The organism is Rufibacter hautae, from assembly GCF_008271695.1.
Taxonomy (GTDB): domain Bacteria; phylum Bacteroidota; class Bacteroidia; order Cytophagales; family Hymenobacteraceae; genus Nibribacter; species Nibribacter hautae.
The window spans coordinates 846535-868737 of the sequence record NZ_VKKY01000001.1 but is presented as its reverse complement, the minus strand read 5'-3'; the positions used below and the strand labels follow the sequence as shown (position 1 = coordinate 868737).

At 52.6% G+C, this 22203-nt stretch carries 16 protein-coding genes; 7 read left to right on the top strand and 9 right to left on the bottom strand.

Translation table 11 applies throughout. The features are described 5' to 3' along the window. Positions 1–698: 698 nt before the first annotated feature. Together FOA19_RS03395 and FOA19_RS03390 are read left to right on the top strand one after the other, a co-directional pair. Positions 699–1427: an SGNH/GDSL hydrolase family protein gene (locus FOA19_RS03395; protein WP_149089377.1), complete on the top strand. Its 729-nt coding sequence runs from the start codon at positions 699–701 to the stop codon at positions 1425–1427. A 98-nt stretch (positions 1428–1525) separates the two neighbouring features. Continuing rightward, entirely contained in the window at positions 1526–1942 is a 417-nt protein-coding gene (locus FOA19_RS03390; protein WP_190300270.1) for a T9SS type A sorting domain-containing protein, read from the top strand. A 67-nt stretch (positions 1943–2009) separates the two neighbouring features. Here FOA19_RS03390 and FOA19_RS03385 read toward each other — a convergent pair whose 3' ends face one another. From FOA19_RS03385 to FOA19_RS03375, 3 genes are all read right to left on the bottom strand, one after another. Then, positions 2010–2972, bottom strand: a complete 963-nt coding sequence (locus tag FOA19_RS03385) for a DUF6929 family protein (protein WP_149089375.1) — start codon at positions 2970–2972, stop codon at positions 2010–2012. A gap of 157 nt (positions 2973–3129) precedes the next feature. After that, positions 3130–4023, bottom strand: coding sequence for a UV DNA damage repair endonuclease UvsE (uvsE, locus tag FOA19_RS03380; protein WP_149089374.1), 894 nt, complete (start codon positions 4021–4023; stop codon positions 3130–3132). Between the two features lie 504 nt (positions 4024–4527). Then, complete coding sequence (locus FOA19_RS03375; RefSeq protein ID WP_149089373.1) at positions 4528–10419, bottom strand: alpha-2-macroglobulin family protein; 5892 nt, start codon at positions 10417–10419, stop codon at positions 4528–4530. A 223-nt stretch (positions 10420–10642) separates the two neighbouring features. On the opposite strand from FOA19_RS03375, the gene sucD reads away from it, so the two are divergent. Then, the gene (sucD, locus tag FOA19_RS03370; RefSeq protein WP_149089372.1) at positions 10643–11533 is read left to right on the top strand and encodes a succinate--CoA ligase subunit alpha; all 891 of its coding nucleotides are present in this window, start codon (positions 10643–10645) and stop codon (positions 11531–11533) included. A gap of 93 nt (positions 11534–11626) precedes the next feature. Here sucD and FOA19_RS03365 read toward each other — a convergent pair whose 3' ends face one another. Then, on the bottom strand, positions 11627–12562 hold the full coding sequence (locus FOA19_RS03365) for a hydrogen peroxide-inducible genes activator (RefSeq protein ID WP_149089371.1): 936 nt from the start codon (positions 12560–12562) through the stop codon (positions 11627–11629). Positions 12563–12821: 259 nt separating this feature from the next. Here FOA19_RS03365 and FOA19_RS03360 point away from each other — a divergent pair, with 259 nt between their 5' ends. From FOA19_RS03360 to FOA19_RS03345, 4 genes are all read left to right on the top strand, one after another. Beyond that, positions 12822–13298 carry a Dps family protein gene (locus FOA19_RS03360; protein WP_062542817.1) on the top strand — a complete coding sequence of 159 codons (477 nt, stop codon included), beginning with the start codon at positions 12822–12824 and terminating at the stop codon, positions 13296–13298. Positions 13299–13517: 219 nt separating this feature from the next. Beyond that, positions 13518–14075 carry a peroxiredoxin gene (locus FOA19_RS03355; protein ID WP_149089370.1) on the top strand — a complete coding sequence of 186 codons (558 nt, stop codon included), beginning with the start codon at positions 13518–13520 and terminating at the stop codon, positions 14073–14075. A gap of 160 nt (positions 14076–14235) precedes the next feature. Next, positions 14236–14820 (top strand): carboxymuconolactone decarboxylase family protein, encoded by a 585-nt coding sequence (locus tag FOA19_RS03350; protein WP_149089369.1) that lies wholly within the window; start codon positions 14236–14238, stop codon positions 14818–14820. 18 nt (positions 14821–14838) lie between these two features. Next, on the top strand, positions 14839–15642 hold the full coding sequence (locus FOA19_RS03345; RefSeq protein ID WP_223808711.1) for a VOC family protein: 804 nt from the start codon (positions 14839–14841) through the stop codon (positions 15640–15642). Between the two features lie 319 nt (positions 15643–15961). Here the strand turns inward: FOA19_RS03345 and rny are convergent, their stop codons facing one another. From rny to FOA19_RS03320, 5 genes are all read right to left on the bottom strand, one after another. Then, positions 15962–17554 (bottom strand): ribonuclease Y, encoded by a 1593-nt coding sequence (gene rny / locus FOA19_RS03340; protein ID WP_394344090.1) that lies wholly within the window; start codon positions 17552–17554, stop codon positions 15962–15964. A gap of 69 nt (positions 17555–17623) precedes the next feature. Continuing rightward, entirely contained in the window at positions 17624–17914 is a 291-nt protein-coding gene (locus FOA19_RS03335; RefSeq protein ID WP_149089367.1) for a cell division protein ZapA, read from the bottom strand. Between the two features lie 179 nt (positions 17915–18093). Then, the gene (locus FOA19_RS03330) at positions 18094–18390 is read right to left on the bottom strand and encodes a hypothetical protein (RefSeq protein WP_149089366.1); all 297 of its coding nucleotides are present in this window, start codon (positions 18388–18390) and stop codon (positions 18094–18096) included. Position 18391: 1 nt separating this feature from the next. Next, entirely contained in the window at positions 18392–20806 is a 2415-nt protein-coding gene (gene pheT / locus FOA19_RS03325; RefSeq protein ID WP_149089365.1) for a phenylalanine--tRNA ligase subunit beta, read from the bottom strand. A gap of 449 nt (positions 20807–21255) precedes the next feature. Next, positions 21256–21861, bottom strand: coding sequence for a DUF1684 domain-containing protein (locus FOA19_RS03320; RefSeq protein WP_149089364.1), 606 nt, complete (start codon positions 21859–21861; stop codon positions 21256–21258). Positions 21862–22203: the final 342 nt, after the last annotated feature.

Here is a 22203-nt window from a genome sequence, read left to right as displayed (position 1 = left end):
TTCTGAGACTTGGACCTACCATGGGCTGCAGTTTGCAACTGCAGTGAGGCGCTAGCCTCAAAACCACTTTGGAGGTAGTTACTTCCTATTAACTTTCTTCTAACTCTTTGACTGCAGTCGCGGTCTGCCCGCGTATGTCACTTTTCTCCTTGATGAGAAAAGTAACCAAAAGAATCAAGAAGAAAAGAAACTCGCTGACGCTCGGACAGTCTTTTCTTCAGTTGTTGTGACACCCCGCTGCCGTCCTCTGTTGCATAGTAGACGTAGGCCATTGCTGTTGGAGAAGCCACTGCCTGCGCTCGCCGGAGGTTGGGTTACGCATGCGCCCAACCTCCGCCTCCCGGCATGGTTCTTTCTTGTATTGGAGCCGGTGCAATGCCTGTATCGTCCTGCGGACGGGAGGACAACATTAGAATTGTCTGTTCTCTTCTGTTTGGCAATGTAGAGACAAGGCATGCCTTGTCTCCAACGGTTCTGACGCAATAACCTGCAGCTACTACCAAGGGCACCCACAAGAGATGCTCCCACATCTTTTACCATTCTCCTAGCCACCCCGTCCGCCGTTGTTGGTGTTATCATCAGCAACCAAATTAGTCTCCCTACTCTCCAAACCAGATTGAACAATCCAAAGAAGTAGCCTGTTGCGTAGATGAGGTAAGAGGCGGGTGGTTCTGCTTCTGGTTATCAAATTTACCGGTATGCATTCTCTCTGTAGGTTCGTGTTATTTTTCGCGGGTATTCTGTTTTTGGCGGGCTGTTCGTCTTCAGATAAGGAAGAAACGGAGAATACGCCAACACCTAAAATCCCGACTTCACCTTCTGCTTCCACCTCCTACCTGGCGTTGGGTGATTCTTACACCATCGGGCAGGGGGTAGCGGCCACCGAGCGTTGGCCGGTGTATTTGGCCCATATGTTAGAGCCAGAAGGCGTGAAGGTGGGGGAGCCCCGCATTATTGCGCAGACGGGCTGGACTACTGCCAATCTCCTGCAGCGCGTGAAGTCGGAGAAGTTTGACGGAGGGTTCGGGTTGGTGTCGCTCATGATTGGGGTGAACAACCAATACCAGGGCCGCAGCCTGGAGGAGTTCAGGATGCAGTTCAAAGAGCTGTTGACGCTTAGCACCTCCTTGGCGCAAAACGACCCTAAAAATGTGCTGGTACTTACCATTCCAGATTGGGGGGCCACGCCTTATGCTTCGGGCTGGGACCGCGCGTACATCACGGCGCAGATCAAGAAGTTCAATGACGTGATCAAGGCCGAGGCAGTGGTAGCCGGCATTACCGTTATCGATGTCTATGACATGTCATTGGCCGTGAAAGAATCGCCGCAGCTCTTGGCCCCCGATAGATTGCATTACAGCGGATCAATGCACCAGCTATGGGCGCGACAGGCCCTGCCAGAGGCGAAGAAGAAACTCCTGGATTAAATTTTTCTGGGAGGTCTTATTTTTGGAACGGTATATGTAATAGGGATTTTGCCGCCGCAGCGGCCCAAAAAGAACCTCACACTCTATCCCGTATGGAAATGAAATTTAACGCAGTTGGTGCCCTGTTAGTGGCAGGGATTTTAACGATGTCTGGTGCCTCGGCCCAAGCCCCCAATAGACCTGTCGCATTGCAGAAAATCGCTCCTGTGGCCAAGGTTGTTCCCGGTAAAGACGCCCCCATTCGGCGCGAGACGTTATCTGGCATAGACCTGTTTCCCCAGGACAAGAAGAACGATATTTTCATGCTTTCTTTCCAGCAGGAGATCCCCGAGGATGGCGTGCTGGAACTCACCAACTATGCCGGGAAAGTATTATACACCACCACCATCCCGAAAGGAGACAATACCTTGGCGCCTCCCATGAACATAGGCAAATTGAGAACCGGCACTTACCTGGTAGAAGTAAAATCAGGCAACACGGTTTACTGGAAGAAACTCCGCGTTCGGCTACGGTAATTTCCAGATTTTGTAAACAGAAAGGCCTGCGGTGCATCAACCGCAGGCCTTTCTGTTTATGGTGGTTTTACCAGTTGAAGGTGAGCACCACCAGTTCTGAGGTGCCGTTGTCATTGTCGGCCACGGCCACGGCTTCCAGGTGGTGGCGGTGTTCGTCTAAAATGCAAATAGACTCAATCTTGCTCTTCAGGATGCTGCCGTCTTTCTCTTTCACGGGAACCACGGTCTCCGGTAGGGTGGCTTGGGAAGAGCCTTCGGGATGCGCTTTGAGCCAGCCTACCAAGCTGCCGTACACTTCCCCGTCCAGTACGGCATTGGGTGTTTCCTCGGCCGAGGCCGTGAACAAGAGCCTGCCGCCTAAGCCGGTGGCCATCCCCGAAAAGCCGGTTTTGATCTGCGCCAGATCGGGCAAGGCCCAGGGCTGGATGGTAGATGGTTTGGGCGCCTCGCCTCTGCCGCGCAGGAAAGACGTGATGGAAGACAGCGTATAGGTGATGAGTACATTATGGCCGCCCGGCGCGAAACGCTGCAACAGGTACAGGTATTCCTCATCGGACGAAAGGCCTTCAATATTGAGAGCGGCCCCGCCGGTGATGGCTTTGTTCTGGCGCAGTTGACTGTAGAGTTTTTCAAGGGGTACCTGCACCGGTTTGCCCGCGCCCTGCCGGGTAATGGGAACCAGGTAACCGACATTGCGCATGCTGGTAGACCCCGAGCCCACAATGAACAGGTACGGCTGGCCCTCCAGCATCACCGAGGTAATGGCCTCCAGGTCTGGTTTCACGGGTTTCGGGATGCGGCCGCCCACAAGGGAACTCGCCTCCATCAAAGACACCTTTTGCACCACCTTGAACTGGGCGTTGAGGCAGAACAGGTACGGCGAATCATCCCCGATGACGTAATACTGGTCGCCCACGCGCTCAATGCCCGAGGCCGAGGGAACGCCCTCCAGCACCATTTTCTGGGTCACGACAGCGGTGGGTGGGGCTGAGTCTGAGGATGACTGGCAGCCAGAAGAGAATACAGTCATGGAAAGGAAGATACAAAAGCAAAATTGGCGTAAGAACATAATCATTTTGGGTCTACCCTAAATCTGATTCACAGACAAAGACCGATTCCTCGGAAGTATGGTGTACGAGGTAAAGTTGTTTTTAGCCTGATTTTAGAGAAACGACGGGAAAACAGCATCAGACCAGGGCCATCTCTTCTAAAACCTGCCGTGCCCGCAGGCAACTCGCTTCTTTGTCTTTGATTTCCAGCATGATGTCTACGTCCAGCCCGTTGAGGTGGGTGAGAAACTCCCGGAAGAGCTCGGTCTCAATGCTGGTGATGTGCTTGCCCTTGCGCTCTCCCGGGCTTTGCGAGCTGTAGTCCATCATGAGCACGCCGTCTTGCTCTGGGTGCCAGGTACCGGAGGCCAGTTGCAGGGCCTCTTCCATGGGCTCGCCGTTGTTCAGGCACTCGTGGTGGAAGTTGTCGAAGAGAATGGGGATGCCGGTCTCGGCGTGCAGTTCCAAGCAGTCCTGCAGACTGTAGAGGCGGTCGTCGTTCTCCACTACCAGGCGCGCTTTCACGGCCTCGGGGAGTTGCTGGTGGAACGTCTGGATAAAGCGTTTGAGGGCCGCGGGTTTGTCGCCGTACACGCCGCCGGCATGGATCTGCAGTTTGGCCGTGGAGTCCAGCCCCATCAAATCCATGACGCTGCCCTGGTACACCAGCTCCGCGATGCTGTTGCGCACAATGCGCTCGTCTGGCGAGTTGAGCACCACAAACTGGTCTGGGTGCATGGAGATGCGCATGTTGTGCTTCTTGATGTAATCGCCCAGGCGCCGGAACGTCATCTGGAAATGCTGCTGCCAGTTGTAGGTGCAAATCTCATGCGAGGCGAACGGCACCAACCCCGAGCTCATCCGGAAGAACAGGAACCCGTGCTCCAGGTTGTATTCCAGGATGCGGCGCAAACAGGCCAGGTTCTTCTCCACCATCTGCACCAGCCGCTCCTCATTGTAAGAGGCCAGCCTGAACGTGCCCGACGAACTGCAGTCCAGAGATTCATTCACGCAGGGATATCCGATCTTCATGTTACGCAGGTTAGGTAGTATAAACCGGTGTCTGAGGCACATGTTTATGGAATAGTAAACGAAGCAACGCCCGTTGTGTTCCGGAGAAGTGTTTTCTCTTAAAGATGGACGGCCAGTTTGAAGAGAGTAGCATGGCGTTTCAGGCCCGTTTCTCTAAAAACAAGCCTGAAACGAATTCAACTGACGACGGCTTGCCTACTTTCCAACCCATGGTTCAAGTCTGTGACTTGGACCCATCATGCGGGCAGTTTATAACTGCCCTTAGGCGGTAGCTTTAAGAGGTCATTCTGTGCATCCCTCCGCTGGCGCGAGCCTCCGGCTCGTGTCCGCAATTGCTGGATAGTTATCTATATTTTAAAAGTTGATCAGGTATGCGTCCGGACACGAGCCGGAGGCTCGCGCCAGCGGAGGGATGTACAGAATGACAGAAAACATTTCGGGCCTGTTTTCTGAAAAACAGGCCCGAACCAAGAAAATAGCATCCACTCAGAACTCAGAACTCCTTCATTTTACGTCCACCTCTTTCAAGCCTTCGCGCCCGAAGAAAGTGGGGAAATACATGAGCTCGGCCCGGGCGGGGTTCAGGGTGTAAGTTCCTTTGTAGCGCGGCAACAGGTTGATGGTGAACGTGTACTTTCCTTTGCTCAGGTGATTGGAGAAGATAGAAACTTTGTGGCGGAAGTACTCGCGGTGCGCCTCATGGCGGCCCCAGCTGGATTTAGTGTCGTAGGTGCAGCCCGCCGGAATGGGTACTTCGATCATGACGTAAGAGGCATCGGCTTTCACTTCTATCTCCACTTCCATCTCCACCGGCTTACCGGCTGACAGCATGGCTTTGGCCAGCTTGGTATCGGCGAAAGACGTGCGCACCACGAAGTCTTTGTCTACCCGGGCCGGTTGGGTGATCCACTCGTTCTGGTAGGCGGTGAGGTACAGCGCCAGCGAGCCTTGCTTCTTGATGGTAATCGGCTGCGTGGGCGTAAAGGTGGTGTCTACCGGAAACTTCTTCAACGTGGCGTTGACCCCACCAGAGAGGAAAAGCTGGTTTTCGGGAGTCTGGCCTTTTCCCTTTACTAAATCAGGTAATAGCGTCTCTAGGATTCTCGCCGATTCAAAGGTGTTGCGCCAATAGCCGGTGCGGCGCTCGTTCAGCAGGAACACCTGTATTCTGAGCAGATCACGCTCGTGATTGCCCGCCGTTTTCAAGATTTCATAGGCCAGCAGCGTGTTGGAGATGTGGCTGTCAAACAGGCTGTTTTTGTTTTCGCCCCAATGCAAGCCGCCCAAGGTGGTGGCGCGCTGGTATTTCTGCAGCGTATCCAGGGGAGCCTTCATCTGCAGTTTCTGCCTAAGCCGTGTCAGGCGAAACTGGTCTTCCAAAGAGAGTTTGGGCTGTTTCTCCAGCTTGGTCACGTAGGCCGGGAAGTCTACTTTGGCCTCCAACTTCTGCAGTATCTCCAAGGCTCTGATTTTGTCCTGCGCTTCTTTCCTTTCCACATGATAGGTCAGGTAATCAACCAGCGGTTGTTTTTTGAAATTGGTGCTGTAACCTTCCTGCTGGGCCATGACCAAAGCCTCGGTGACGTGATGGCTGATCCAGAGGTAAGCGGGACCGTTTTCCCACCAGCTCCAGGTGCCGTCCTGCTTCTGGGTTTTCTCCAGGTGCCGGATGGCGCGGTTCACCAGTTTGTCATGCTCAAATTCTTTGCCCAGAGCCGCCTGTATGCGTTTCTCCCACAGCAAGCCTTTCAGTTTAGAGGCGGCCTGCTCGTTGCACCAGTACTCATAGCGGTGCAGGGCCTTGATCTCATCCAGCATGACCTGCAGCAAGTCGCTCTGGGCGTAGAAATGCACTGGGCCTTTGGCGGGATCAAACGTGAGGGTAACCGTGGTGTCAATGGGCAGCGATAGGAAAACGCCTTTACGCTCCAGCACGCCTTTTTTATAAACCCCAATGTGCCGCCGCTCTCCGTCTGAGAAGCCGCTGCCCTGCTGCAAAGAGTACATCAACTCCACCGAGTCCGGTGCGACGGCCGGGGCCTGAATCATGACAGTATCGGTGAACACCCGGCCTAGTTTCAGGTTCTGTTGCCGAAGCGCCTGTCCGTTAAATTCAAACCGGGTCTGTACACTGGCAGTATCTGGCAGGTAGTTCACGGCTTTGCTGATGATTTGCGTTTTATCGCCTTCAATCAGGAACCTCGGACCGCTTAAGGTTGCCATCATGGCTTTGAACGACCGGATCTCGGTGGTGGCGGTGCCACTCCGCTTCTTTCCATCCATCGCCAGTACGTGGGTTTTCCAACTGGTGACATCGCCGGGGAAGGTAACCGGGAACGTGGCTTTGCCTTGTTTATCGGTGGCCAAACGCGGCTGCCAAAACGCGTAATCAGAGAAGTAACTGCGGATGGAAGCGGTGGCGTCTGCCTCGGCACCAGCCAGAAGCGGCTGCTCGGCCTCGGCTTTGCCTTTCTTGGTGGTAATGATGATGACGCCGTTCGCTGCCGCTGTTCCGTAAATGGCAGTTGCCTCAGTGCCTTTCAAGATGGTAAAGGAAGCAATAGCGTTCGCCTCCAAATCTCCCATCTTTCCGCTGAACGGCAGACCATCTACTATTATTAATGGCGCCGTATTGCCCTGGATGGAGGAGGCTCCCCTGATGCGAATAGGACCATTGGATTCTGCTACCTGCACTCCGGCCACCCGGCCTTGCAGCGCACCTTGTATCCCGTAGCCGGTAACCACCACTTCATCTAATGCTCTGACATCACCCATTAACTTGATCTCAATCCGGCGGCTGCCCCTTACCGGTACTACCTGGGTAATATATCCAATGAAGGAAATCTCGAGCACTCCGTTTGAAGGGGCTTCAATGGAGAACCTGCCATTCACATCAGTTGCAATAGCTGTGCTAGTTCTCTTTACCTGAACCGTTACTCCCGGCATGGCTTCCCCGGTGGCCGCATCAAACACCTGGCCTTCTACCTCATTGGAGTAACTTCCCAATGAACCACTGTAGATCACCGTAGGAGTTGAGTTAGCAGGTGCCGGTATAGACAATGGGGCGGTAGTGATTGCCCGGCGTTTGGCGGCTTCCACGCTGTTCTGTAAATACGCTTCCAGGGATTTGGTCTCTGGTGTAGGAGCTTTTAGCTGAGAGTTGCTGAAGAGAAGGCGCAGTTCCCCGTTGGGCCGGATGGTCACCAGGGTGCTGATTTGCCGGTGGTCTGTAAACACCAGCACCAGTTTGTATTTCTTAGGAGCCAGTTGGTTCAGATGGTTCATGCTGCCTCGGTACATGGCTACCTGTTCATTGGAGGCGTTGGGTTCATACAAAAAGACAAACCTAGGGCCTTCCGCAAACGTGGAATCCAGTTGCCAGTGCAAACGGCCGCTACCCGCTTCGGTGCGGTACTCGGGTTTTTCCAGTATTTTAGATAACCAGAAGGTGTTTTGGGCTTCTTCCCACTGGTGCCGCAAGCCTTTTTCTGTATAAGCGATTTCTGCCAAAGAACTAGACGAAAGGTGATAAGAACTGCCTTTCGAGGAAAGGGACACTTTGTCTGGGAACGTCAGTTTTTCGCGCATTTTCAGCAAACCAGGTTCAAAACGATGGGTGTAGTTGGCTTCGGGCGTAAAGCTGGTCGTGAAGTTTCCCAGCGAATAGAACTGCACCTCATGTGGTCTGAAAGGACCGGTCAGCAGGATTTTATCCCATTGATTTCCGCGGTTGAAAGTTCTTAGGGCTGGGCTGTTGGGTAAGTACAGCACGGTTTTTCCTTGCTTAAGGAAAGTGAGGCCGGTATGGAAGTTCTGCTCCACAGGCACCAGGTACTGAGACAGGGCGCCTTGTTCAGATTTGGAAAGATACCCTGCTTCGGCTTTTTCCAGTAAAGCGGGCATCTTGTTCTGGTCGATGCTCAGGATTAGTTTCTGCCCTTGTTTCAAGTACACGCTGTCTAATTCAAGGATATGCTTGGCCGTGCGAAGTTTCAGGGAATGGTACCCGCTGTCGGCCGGGAAAGAATAAGGCGGCACCACATCTGTGCCGGAGAAATACACCGGTACCTGGTCCAGGAAAATCACATGCACGGGCACCACCCGGCCGGAGTCTACCACAAAGGGAGCGAACTGGGTGGTACTATCTGGGGTGACGGTGTAGTTGGAGTAAAGTCCGCTTTCTGGGTATAGTAACTGGTAATAGGCCAGGCTGTCCAAGCCCATGCTTTTCCGCCAATGGGTCCACTGCAGAAGATGGGAGCCCTGGCCCGGCGCATCTTTCCTAGAAAAGGTGCGCTTGTCTTTTCTGCTTTGGAATTTTTGGTACTTGGGAAGCGAAGGCGGTGAATCGTTCCTGAACTTTGAGGTGAGGGCGTAGGCTGTTACATCCACGTTGGCCGCAGGTTTGCCTTTGGCGTTCTTCACTTCTAAGGTCAGATTGGTTTTCTGCCCGGGATAAACTGTAGCCGGTGCCTGAACGGTGATGTTTAGTTTATTCTTCCGGAAGGGGGCATTGTATTCCTCGCTCTTCACCTCGCCGCCCCACAGGTACTGCACAGACACATAGTACGGCTCCTGGTTGGTGGCTTTCCGGGTGTTTTGCCAAAAAGAAGCGGTATCCTGGCCCCGGTCAATTAAACTGTTGTTTTTGTAAACGAAGTACCAAAACGGCAGGCGTCTGGGGTTCTGGATGGAAAGGAATAAAGAATCACCGGTGCGCTCAGAATAGAACTGGAGGTTGGCTGGTTCTTCTCTCAGTTCCAGGGTGCTTTGCAGCTTTCCGGAGGTGAGCTGATACTTCCGGGCATGGGCTTGCAAAGGAAGGAGGGCTGGCAGTTGAACGACTTGCGTCTGCAGTTTCTTGCCCTGGGCATCGGTTAAGACCAGCGTGGCTGTTTTAGGAAGTGACTTCTCGGCCTGCAGGTAGGTGGCCTGCACGCTGTCTTGGAGCAGGGTTAGCTGCATGTGGCCGTCTTCAAAAGAGTAAAGGCCGTTGGCGCTTTTGGTGCTCCGTTCATTGCTGGAGTTCAGGAAAACGGCTTGCACCTGGTACTCCACCTTCGCCTTCGGGAAGATGGTGGCCGGAAGCTGGATAGTGGTTTCGCCGGAGCTCTCCAAAGGCTGCTTATGTACCCACAACGTGTCTGAAATAAACTGCACCGGATCTTTGGTCTCCCTGATCTGCCTGGTGAGCACGGTGATTTCTACCCGGGCATCGGTTAAAGTTAAGCCGTTGGCATCGGCTCCGCGCAGGATGACGCTGTTGGTGGTACCCGCAAAATGCTCGGGTTTCTCTAGCCTGAGGGTGTAGGTGTTCTCCTTCAGTTCATAGTCTTCGTACTTAAACTGGGTAGTGATGATGCGGTCATCGTCCCATTTTTTCTCCCGTACCAGAGTCAGGTTTACATAGGTGTCTAACCTGAGTTGGAGAGAATCATGGAGCACAAAAGAACCTTCGTAGGCACCCGGCCGGAATGGTTTCACGTCACCCAACTTCTTGGTATTGCTGTTGCCGTAGAGCTCTGCCCGCAAGTACTTTTTGTAGAGTTTTCCGCTTGGTTTTACCAAAAACGCCTTGTACTGCACCGTGTCACCTGGGCGGTACATGGGTTTGTTAAGAGCTAAGTAGCCCCGAGGCTGCTTCTTTTCGTTCCCGTCATAGTTGCGGTATGTGTCATCGAAAATGCCAAATACTTTACGCACCACACCTTGTGGATCATGGTACCTTAAACTATATACGATATCTCTGAAAGGATTGTAGACAACTTTCCAAGCCGGTCCCCAGACGTAGTAAATGGGTTTTGTGTAGACAATCTTTCTCCAGAGTGGGAGATGGTATTGGGCCTTTTTAGAAGATTGCTCTACCGGCACATAAAACGTGTAGCCTTCATGCGTCACCGAGAGCAGTCCGCTTTTCTTGATGTTGGCCCGCCGGTAACTTTCTGAGGCAGCATCGAACGGGATCTTTTTCCTGCCCAGTTCTACCTTGGCGTTGGTGATGGGGTTGCCCAAAGAGTCATACAGCACTGCCGCCAAATCCACGTGGTTCTTCAGGAGCTGCAGTTGCAGATTGGTCTGGCTCTCCAGAGAGTACATCAAATCAGGTCCCGAGGTGTAGGTGTACAGGTAATGCCCCTGCGGTAACCGCTTCTGATAGGACAGGTTGGTGGGGAACGAGTCTATCCTGGAATGAAAGAAGCTTTCTTTGGCTGCGTCCATTCCTTTCTCATACAGCTGTTTGGCCTCTGTGTCAGTGATTTTGTAGAGGTAAGTGTAATAACTGGTGGTGCGGCTGTGGACCAGGTCGCGCTGGGCAAGAGCCTTGGATTGTGTCAGCAGGCAAAGGGCAGAAAGCAAGAAGGTGAAACGGGTGCGGAGGCAGGGGAGCAGCGGCATGCGGGCGTTTTTTGTCTTAATATAGCGAAAAAACAGTATTGCGCTGCATGCCGAGGAAAGCACAATGTTCTGTTTTGCGCCTGATTTTCAGAAAACAGGCGTAAAACCAAGGGAGCCACCCCCTAGCCTTAATCCGGATTCTTCGTTTGGATGGGTGGCAAAAAAGCCTAATTTTGCGTACAGTTTTAACCAGAGCGTACATCTTTCACATAATCCACTACACATGAGTGTTTTAGTAAATAAAGATTCCAAAGTGATTGTGCAGGGCTTCACCGGCTCAGAAGGTTCCTTCCACGCACAGCAAATGATTGAGTATGGCACCAACGTAGTAGGTGGCGTAACCCCAGGCAAAGGTGGTTCTACCCACTTAGACCGTCCGGTGTTCAACACCGTAGCTGAGGCTGTACAGAAAGCCGGAGCCAACGTGTCTATCATTTTCGTGCCACCAGCCTTCGCCGCTGATGCCATCATGGAAGCCGCCGATGCCGGTATTGAAGTGATTGTGGCCATCACCGAAGGAATTCCGGTGAAAGACATGGTTGCCGCTAAAAACTACATCAAAAACAAGCCGGTTACCTTAATCGGACCAAACTGCCCAGGCGTGATCACCCCAGGCGAGGCGAAAGTGGGTATCATGCCAGGTTTCGTGTTCAAGCCAGGTAGAATCGGGATCGTGTCTAAGTCTGGTACGTTGACCTACGAGGCCGCTGACCAGATCGTGAAAGCTGGTTTGGGTATCTCTACTGCCATCGGTATCGGTGGTGACCCAATCATCGGAACACCTACTAAAAACGCAGTGGAACTGTTGATGGAAGACCCAGAGACCGATGCCATTGTAATGATTGGTGAGATTGGTGGTAACTACGAAGCCGTAGCTGCGGAGTACATCCGCGCTACGGGTAACAAGAAGCCAGTAGTTGGTTTCATCGCGGGTCAGACCGCTCCGGCTGGTCGTAGAATGGGCCACGCGGGTGCCATCATTGGTGGTGCCGATGATACCGCTGCCGCTAAAATGCGCATCATGCGTGAGAACGGCATCCACGTAGTAGACTCTCCAGCTGAAATTGGCGAGACTATGGTAAGAGTATTACAGGGCGAGACGACCAACGCGTAAGTTTCTTCCCTTATAGCATAAAGAAAGGCGGCTCTTTGCAGAGCCGCCTTTCTTGTTTTAGGCCCGTTTTGGTCAAATAAGCCGAAAACTGGTTTACTTGATTTTCACCACCCGCACCGGGTTGCGCTCGCGCAGGCCATCGGGCAAGTGGGCTACAATCTCATCACGGAGCGCTTCAATCAATTTCTTCTTCAGAAAGCTGCGGTGCACCACCAAGCTCACTTCTCGCAAAGGCTGAGGCTCGGCAAAAGGCCGAATCATGGCTTTCTTCTCGTTTGACATGTCCTGCACCGATAGCTCGGGTAGCAACGTAATGCCGCTTTGGGTCTCTACAATGCGTTTGAGGGTTTCCAGGGAGCCACTTTCGTAGTCTAAGTGTACGTTGCGGGTGCCTTTGGCGCGGTTACAGAGTTGCAGGACCTGGCTCCGGAAACAATGACCATCGTTCAGGAGCCACAGATCGGCGGGATCAATAGCCTCGGCGGTAATGGTTTCGTTTTGGGCCAAAGGATGCGTAGGGTGCAGGTAACCCACAAAAGCCTCGTAGAAAAGCGGCACCTCCACAATGGTTTTATCGTGCAGAGGCGTCACCAACAAGCCCACATCCAGCAACTCCAACCGCAGGTTCTCCACAATGCTGCTGGTGACCAGCTCCTGAATAGTGACGTGTACTTTGGGGTACTTTTGGATAAACGAGGTAATAAACAGCGGCACCAGGTACGGCGCCAGGGTAGGGATGACGCCAATCCGGAGTTCGCCCGTGATGCCGTCGCGCTGCACCTTTACCAGTTCCTCAATCTTCTTGAACTCGGCCACAGCTACTCTGGCTTGGGCAATCACTTCTTTCCCCAACTCAGTGGGGCGCACCGGCACCCGGCTCCGGTCAAAAACCTGCACGCCTAGTTCCTCCTCCAGTTTCTGAATCTGCATGCTCAGCGTGGGCTGCGTCACAAAACATTTCTCAGCGGCAGTGGCGAAGTGGCGGTAGGTGTCTACAGACAGCAGGTATTCCAGTTGGGTGAGGGTCATCTTAGTATTGAATGATGGAGAGGTTGAGTGATGGAATGAATGAAGTTCCTGGGTGAATTTTTGGTGTTTATCCTAGATGGCTTTTTGAGCTTGTTTTCTGAAAAGGAGACTTAAAATGCGTTCTCTGGAGTTTAGACAAAGGTAATAGATAATGGCTATGATCGTATAAGTACTATCAATTTGTTCTATATAATCGTTTCGGACACCTTTGTCGTATGGTTAGGCAGTACAAGAACATTTTCTAACCTATCACACCACTATGGAATCACACAACGAATTAGGACTGGAACGCAGAGATACCAAAGATCTGGCCGTTAAATTGAATGAGTTACTGGCCAACTACCACGTGTATTACCAAAACCTGCGCGCCTTCCACTGGAACATCAAAGGCGGAAACTTCTTCGCGCTGCACGCCAAGTTTGAGGAACTGTACACCGAGGCCTTCGAGACCATTGATGAGATTGCTGAGCGTATCTTAACCCTGCGCCACGTGCCCATGCACAGCTTCTCAGATTTCCTGGCCACGTCGCGCGTGCAGGAAAGAAAAGGCCTTACCTCAGATGTAGACACCGTGGCCGCCACCGTGGAGAACATCGGGCAGATCATCCACTTGGAGCGCGAGGTGCTGGCCTTGGCCGCTGAATTGGACGACGAAGGTACCCAAGGACTGATCAGCGATAACCTGAACACCCTGGAGAAAAACCTCTGGATGCTGAACGCCTTCCAAGGTTCTTAGAGCATGTTTAGATTTCATCTTTGCGCTGCAAACAACCATAAAAAGAACCTGCATTTGCATTTTCCTCGCCCCGTAGCGCTGCTACGCTGCTCAAAAAACGCTTCCGCAGAACCCTTCTCTGGTCATTTTCGCTTGCAAACCTGAAATTCAAACAAGCTCTTAACCCACCGCTCCTAAAACACTACTAATACCCTTTATTACCTTTTAACCTCCAATTACATGTCACAAAACCGAGTACTATCTGTTGGGGCAGAATTCCCTGCCTTTTCCAAAAAAGCTGTTGTTTCTTTAGAGAGAGACCAAGAGTTTAGAACCATCACCGAGCAAGAGCACCGCCAAAACGACCAGTGGCTGGTGATGTTCTGGTGGCCGAAAGACTTCACCTTCGTGTGTCCCACCGAAATCGCTGAGTTCAACAAGAACTACGACGAGTTCCGCGACCGCGATTGCCAACTGATTGGCGCCTCCACTGATTCTGAGTTCGTGCACGCCGCCTGGCGCCGTGACCACGACGATCTGCGTGGCCTTCGTTTCCCGATGCTGGCCGATACCTCTAAGTCTTTAGCCGAAGAGCTGGGTATCTTAGATACTGAAGAGCGCGTAGCCTACCGCGTGACGTTCATCGTAGATCCGCAAGGCATCATCCAGTGGGTGAGCGTGAACGGATTGAGCGTGGGCCGTAACGTAGCCGAGGTGCTGCGTGTGCTGGACGCTCTGCAAACCGATGAGCTTTGCCCTTGCAACTGGAAAAAAGGCGAAGCCACTTTATCCGTTTAATTTCTTTTTTATACAGGAAGGCTGCGGAGGGCCGGAAGGGAATGTCTGTCACTTACCGGTCCCCGAAGCTTCTGTTTCTATTTCTCTTTTGAAAAGGTAACTGACCAGATTGGGCTTTTAGACAGCCGTTGCTCCAGCACCTTCCTATCCATACAATCCCATGCTTTCTGTCATCCAAGAAACCCAACAAGATTTCCTGAAGGACTTAGGTCTTTCCGGCCAAGATTTCGCGCGCCTGGACCAACTGGTGCAAGGCGACTCCAAATATCTGAAAGATTTGCGCATCAACCTGAAAACCGCGCTGCAGTCTGAAAACGTAACTTCTAAGGAAGCCTACCTGATTGCCTTGTCTGCGGCGGTGAACGAGGAAAACAACACCCTGACGGAGTCATTCCGGACATTAGCTGCGGCCCATGGCGCTACCGACGCTGAGTTGGCGGAGGCGGTTGCGGTAACTTCGCTTTTGAGCACCAACAACATTCTGTACCGTTTCAAGCATTTCATGCACACTGATTTCTATGAGTCAGCGCCTGCCAAAGTGAAGATGAACATCATGATGAACCCCGTAACCGGCAAAGAATTTTTCGAGCTGGTGAGTCTGGCTATCTCGGCTATCAACGGCTGTGAGCGCTGCGTGACCTCGCACGAGGAAAGCGTACGCAAGCTAGGCGCTTCTGAGCAGCGCATTTTTGATGCCGTGCGCATTGCCGCCGTGGTGGTGGGCGTGAGCAAGGTCATCCGTTAGTTTTATATTCCATTGCCTATGTCATTGGCATTAAATCAGGTAACCGTTTCTGTGCACCAAGTGCCGGAGGCGGTTACTTTTTATAAGAACCTGGGCCTGCACCTGATTGTGCAGAGTCCCCACTACGCTCGTTTCGTGTGCCCCGATGGGCTTTCCACGTTCTCGGTGCACTTGCACCAGGAGGGTACTTTTCAGCCTTCTACTACCACCGTGTACTTTGAATGTGCCCAGCTAGACCAGCAGGTGCTTTCCTTGAAAGAGAAGGGTTACGTGTTTGAGCAGGAACTCAAAGACCAGTCGTGGGGCTGGCGGGAAGCGTATTTGCGCGATCCATCCGGGAATCTCATCTGCCTGTATTACGCTGGTGAAACCCGGGTAAACCCCGCATGGCGCCTGCCAGAAAGCAAGCACCAGCATTTCCTCACCGAGTCACGTGTCATCCATTGGCTAGATGCCATGCAGACCGCTTTGGGCGAGAATAACGCCGTTGCCTTGCAGAGTCTTTTCACCGCGGATGTGCGGTTGCTGGAGTCGCCGTTTGCCGCCCCTATCTTCGGGTCTGCTAAAATCAAGCAACACTGGGACAAAGTCATGGGCCTTTACGCCAATGTTTCATACAATTTGGTAGGCGTGCAGGGGAACGTAGGCTACGCGCAACTGGAAGGCACCTGGGGAATCTCCGACAGCGTGGTGTACAGCGCCATGCTGGCCCTCCGCTTCAACCCCGCTGGCCTCTGCATCGAAGTAGTGGTTTGGGGCGGACCTACCATCTCCAGAGGCGCCATGCTGAAGAATGTTTCCAGGCAGGTTCCGGAAAACTAAGCCCAAAACAGAGGAGAGATAATTGCCGGCTAAAATAGGTTGGATGGAACAACTGTAGAGACCAGGCATCGCCTTGTCTCCCCGTTATCTGATCCAGGAAACCTGATTTACGTTTTCTGATGTAGGGACGCTCGCGCCAGCGTAATTATTGGATGTTGTAGGGGCAATCCCTTGTGGTTGCCCTTGACGGTGATTCAACGTAAAGGGCAACCACAAGGGATTGCCCCTACAAACAAAAAGGCCCTTCGCTTGGTAGCAGAGGGCCTTTTTACATCGTTTTTATAAAATCAGCCCTAAAACGGAGCTGGAATTCTACTTGTTACTTCGCGTAAGACACAGAGCGCATTTCGCGGATCACCGTGATCTTGATTTGGCCTGGGTACTGCATCTCTTTCTCAATCTTCTGTGAGATATCGAAGGAAAGCTGCTGGGCGCGTTCGTCGGTGACGTTATCGGCGTCTACCATCACGCGCAGCTCGCGGCCGGCCTGGATGGCGTAGCACTGGTTCACGCCTTCAAACGAGTGGGCGGTTTCTTCCAGTTCTTTCAGACGTTTGATGTACGATTCCATGATCTCGCGGCGGGCACCAGGGCGGGAACCGGAGATGGCATCACATGACTGGATGATAGGAGAGATCATAGCGGTCATCTCAATCTCATCGTGGTGAGCGCCAATGGCGTTGCAAACATCCGGGTGTTCTTTGTACTGCTGGGCCAGTTGCATCCCGATGATGGCGTGCGGCAGTTCTGGCTCTTCCGTCGTTACTTTCCCAATGTCGTGTAACAGACCGGCGCGTTTGGCGTGCTTCACGTTCAGGCCAAGCTCGGCAGCCATGGTGGCGCAAAGGTTGGCTACTTCTCTAGAGTGCTGCAGCAGGTTCTGGCCGTAAGATGACCGGAAGCGCATGCGGCCTACCATCTTGATCAACTCAGGGTGCAGACCGTGGATACCCAGGTCAATGGCGGTACGCTCGCCAATCTCCACAATCTCCTCTTCAATGCTTTTCTTGGTTTTAGACACCACTTCCTCAATACGGGCCGGGTGGATACGACCATCGGCTACCAGGCGGTGCAGGGAAAGACGGGCAATCTCGCGGCGAACGGGATCAAAACCAGAGATGATGATGGCTTCCGGAGTATCGTCCACGATGATCTCCACGCCGGTAGCGGCTTCCAGGGCGCGGATGTTACGGCCTTCGCGGCCGATGATCTTGCCTTTGATATCGTCAGACTCAATGTTAAAGATAGAGACGCAGTTCTCAATGGCGTGCTCGGCGGCGGTGCGCTGGATGGTCTCAATCACTACCTTTTTGGCTTCTTTGGTAGCGGTGAGTTTGGCCTCGGCCACAATGTCTTTGATGTAAGAAGAGGCGCGGGTAGAGGCTTCAGACTTCAGGTTCTCTACCAGTTGCTCACGGGCTTCCTCGGCGCTCAGGTTCGCGATGCGCTCCAGACGGCTCAGGATCTCGTGGTGGTCTTGCTCTACTTTGGTGAGTTTGTCGCGGTACTGGGCCTCCAGGTCTTCTTTGCGCTTGTTGAAGCCTTCCAGTTGCTGGTTCAGTTTGTCTTTGAGTACCTCGGTTTCCTGCTCTTTTTTCTTCAGGTCTTCCTGCTGCTTGGTAATGAACTGCTCGCGCTGCTTTACCTTGTTCTCATTCTGGATGATAATGTTTTTCTTGCGGTTGGCCTCTTCCTCGTGCTCGGCTTTCAGCTTCAGGAAGTGTTCCTTGGCTTCCAGCATCTTGTCTTTCTTCTGGGTCTCGGCTTTGACTTCCGCTTCGCGGATGATGAGTTTGGCCCGCTCGGTGGCCTGTTCTTCCTGCTCCTTGAAGAGCTTCAGGAGCAGCACGCGGCCCACGTAGAAGCCAATACCGGCGCCTACTACCGCTGCTAAAATGATATAAATGGTCATAACTATAACTTTAAAGGGTTAAAGTATAGCAATGACACTTGGCCAATTTTAAGCGGAGCGGACGGTTGATTATCCGAGCTGCAGAGAAGAAAGCAGTTGGTTCAAAGATGCGAGTTTCTGCTCCAACGTGAGTTGGATTTCAACGGAGGCGTCCTCCGTCTTTATTTTATCAGCGGCGGTTTCCAGCGCAATCATGGCCAGCAGATCCTGCTTGTCATGAATCCCGAACTCTTCCCGGAACATTCTCAGGCGCTCGTTCAGGTATTTTCCGGCCTGCCGCAGCCTTTCTTCCTCGTCCTCGTTTACCCGCATTGGATATTCGCGGTCGGCTATCTTGATGCGTATAGATAACTCACTCATGTCCAGATGCTGTTAAGGGCTGCTGTGGCGCGTTTGTTGGTCAGAAGGTTGCAGTGCGTGGTAATCAAAAAGTAAAAGTTCCGCATCTCAAGCCTAGGGTTCTAAATTGGTATATCAGCGTGCGGGCACGCGTTTTAAAAAGAGAACAAACAACAACCGCAACCAGACAACCCGTTCTTCTATTCTTTTAAATAAGCGATGCACTTGTCAATTTCGCGCAAGTACTCGTTTATTTTTAGCTTCAACTCCGTTGAATTGGTAGTGTCTACTGCTATGGTTTGTACAATTTTACTAATATTATCTTGATTCTGAAAATTTTTTATCTCAGCATCTTTTTCCTGAATCACCTGCTGGAGGCGCGCTATTTCCTGGTGGGCGGCCTGTAGCCGTTCCTGCCCGGCCTGGTACTGCTGTACCAGTTGGTGCACTTTGCCCTCAATGGACTGAATCTGCTGCAGATAGGATTGGTCAGACATCTTACTTCCGGATTACGGCTCCTAGTTGGTGCTCAAACTGTTGCATCAGGCGATTCATGGTAGAATCAATCACTTTGTCGGTGAGCGTTTGGTTTTTGTCCTGCAGGGTGAAGCTGATGGCGATGGCTTTTTTGCCGCTCTCAATCTTATCCCCTTCGTAGACGTCAAACACGTTCACGTCTTGCAGAATTTTCCGCTCCACCCGCTGGGCCACCTGCCTGATCTGGTCAAAAGATACGGATTTTTCCACCACCAATGACAAGTCGCGGCGCACTTCGGGGAATTTAGACAACTCCTCAAATACCAGCTTCTCTTTGTAGTTGCGCAACAAATAATCCCAATTCAGCTCTGCGTACCACACTTGCTCCTTCACGTCTACCTGCTTGCACACGCTGTCTTTCAGTAATCCGATGTGGCCCAGGGTCACATCGCCTTTCACGTAAGTCACGCCGCCCGCCAGGTACGGGTGCTGGGTAGGCTGGGTCGTGTAATTGGGTTGGCGGCAAAGCGTCAATACCTGCTGCACTTGTCCGGCCAGGTCATGAAAAGTGGCTTTGGCGGTCGCCTGCTGCCAGCTCTCGGCCGCGCGGTTACCGGTCATGAACAAGGCCAGGTAGTTGTTCTCTTTGTATTTCTCGCCTTCTTTCCGGTAAACCTTGCCAATCTCAAACACCTTCAGGTCGCGCTGACGGCGGTTGATGTTGTGTCTTAAAACTTCCAAACCTGAGTACACCAAGGTCAGGCGCATGGCGTCCAGATCTTCTGAGTTGTAGTTCAGAATAGGAACCAGGTCGGCCGGCGTGTTGCCCTCCGCGTCTTTGTAGTAGTTGGAATTGGTGAGCGAGTTGGTGATGGTCTCTAGGTAGCCGTTGGCTGCCAGCGCATCGGCGATGCGCTTGGTGATCACCTCCGGGTCAGGGTTGGGGAATTTAGCCAGGAAACTGGCGGCCAGGTTCTGGCTCAGTTGGATGTTGTTATAGCCGTAGATGCGCAGCACCTCCTCCACCACATCGGCCTCGCGGGTCACATCCACTTTGTACGGCGGAATGGACAGGAGCAAGTCCTCGGCGGTTTCTTCCTCAATCCCGATGCCCAAATCCGTCAAGATCTCTTTGATTCTGGCTTCGCCGATATGCTGGCCGATGAGTTGGTGCACGCGGGCGTAGCTCACGCGAATTTGCGTTGGCGCCACCGGGGTAGGGTACACATCCACAATCTCAGAGGAAATCTCGCCACCGGCAACTTCCTGAATCAACAAAGCGGCTCTTTTCAGGGCCGTGATAACCATGTTCGGATCTGTGCCGCGCTCAAAGCGGAACGAAGAATCGGTTTTGATGCCGTGGTTCTGAGAAGTTTTCCGGATGCCAGCTGGGGCGAAGTAAGCGCTTTCCAGGAAGATATTCTGGGTAGCCTCAGTCACACCGGCCTGCAAGCCGCCGAACACGCCCGCCAGCACCATTGGCTCCTCGGCGTTGCTGATGGTCAGGTCCTCGGCGCGCAAGGTACGCTCCACGCTGTCCAGGGTAGTGAATTTGTCACCCTCGGTAGCGTTCTTCACAATGATCTTACCGCCCTTAATCTTCTCGGCATCGAAGGCGTGCATGGGCTGGCCCAGTTCGTGCAGCACGTAATTGGTCACGTCCACTACGTTATTGATCGGCGACAAGCCAATGGCTCTCAACCGTTGCTGCAACCACTTAGGCGACTCCTGCACTTTCACGCCAGAAACGGTCACGCCTGCATAGCGCGGACAAGCCTCAGGGTTTTCCACCTCCACCGAGATGGGCAGATTGGTATTGGCTACTTTGAAGTTGTTTAGGTCGGGCAGTTGGTATGGTGTTTTGAGCAAGGCCTGCAGATCACGGGCTACCCCCAGGTGTGAGGCGGCATCCGCGCGGTTAGGCGTCAAACCAATCTCGAATACCTCATCAGAAGCCAACCCGAAGTACTGGGCCGCCGGGGTTCCGTTAGGCAAATCAGTGTCCAGCACCATAATGCCGGAGTGGTCGGTGCCTAGGCCAAGTTCGTCCTCGGCGCAGATCATGCCCTCAGACACGGCACCTCTGATTTTTGATTTTTTTATCTGGAAAGGCTCGCCCCCAGCCGGGTACAAGGTGGCGCCTACGGTAGCGATGACTACTTTCTGACCCGCCGTTACGTTGGAGGCGCCGCAGACAATGTGCTTGGGTTCGCCTTCGCCGGTATCCACAGTGGTCACGCTCAGTTTATCTGCATCGGGGTGTTTGGCGCAGGTGAGTACTTCGCCAATGACCATGCCTTTGAGGCCGCCGGCCACTACCTCTACTGTTTCAATGCCTTCTACCTCCAGGCCGGCATCAGTAAGGAGTTTGCCCACTTCCTGGGCGGGTTTATCTATAGAAATAAGGGTCTTCAGCCAATCCAGTGATATGCGCATGGTGTTCTTCTCAGGGTGTGACAGGTGCAGCCACGCCGCACCTATAGCCGTTTTGCGGCTACAATTTTCAAAATTACCAAAAACTGGTTAAGATGGAGAAATCAGGGCGTTATTTTGTGGAAAACCTAATCCAATGGCTTTAATACCTTGATTAGAAGGGGTGCGGACGGTTTTGAGCTATTTTTGCGGAAACAAGCTTGAAACAGCAATGACAGAAAGGATTGTAGGTCCACCAAACAATACGAGGTCTTTTGAACCAGCGGTCAAGCATAGACAACAAGTGATTTCCTCCGCTGGCGCGAGCGTCCCGCTCGTGTCCGCACGTATTTCTGATCCTCTTTTAGAATCAGAGAAAGCAATCCATCAAGTACGGACACGAGCGGGACGCTTGCGCCAGCGAATAACTCAGAAATCAAGACTCAAGACTCAGAACTCAGGACTTGCCAAGTTTACTTGGCAAACGCTTGCTCGCCGGCCGGGATTTTCACCTTCAGGCGGTTTTCGGCGGGAGGCATGGGACAGGCGAACTGCGGATTGTAGGCGCAGAAAGGATTGTAGGCTTTGTTGAAATCCAGCACAATGGTTTGCCCATTGGGAATTGCGTCCAGGTAGCGGCCTCCGCCGTAGGTCTCGAAGCCATTGGTTTGGTCGGTGAAGGGGATGAACAGCGTGTCTGAGGTGGAGCCGGCTTTCTGGAACAAAGTGAGCGTGTGCGTCTGGCCTTCCAGTTCAAAAGAGGCTTTGCCTTTTACAAAATACGGTTCCTGAGTGCCGGTGGTCATGGGCATGGCAATTGGTTCCTTGCCTTCGATGGCCGTGAAATCAGCGGCGACCTCAAAATCACGGGCCGGGGCGTAGTAATTGAGCTTGTTGAAGGAGCGGCGCAAAGAATCGGGGAGGGGAGAGCGGGTAAGGCTTCGGAAGGAGAGGTCCTTGTTTTCCCTGAATTTAAGGACGGCCTGGTTGTAGCTTTCATCGTTGTAGAACAGGTCTTTTACCAGATAGCCTACAATGAGCAGCACGCCAATAAGAATGATGTATTTAAATCCTTTCATGAACTAAGGCAGGTTGAAGGCGCAAAGGTCGGAAAGAAAACAATACAGAAATGCAGACAAGCGTTTTTGGCCTATTTTTCTAAAAACAGGCCCCAAGAAAACGTAGCGTCGTTACCCTGTAACGACGTGGCGCTATGAAACAATACCGCCTCTCTTTGCAAAGACCTATTCTAAATGCAATTAAATAAGGTGTCTGTTGCAAATCACTTTTTTGGGCTTCGTTGAAACAGGCTTGCGGTGTAGCACCTCGTCGTTACAGGGTAACGACGCTACGGGCCTGATGGGCACAAAATTACTATTTCTGGCCTGTTTTTTTAGGAAAGTGCCTTCAAGTAGAAAGGC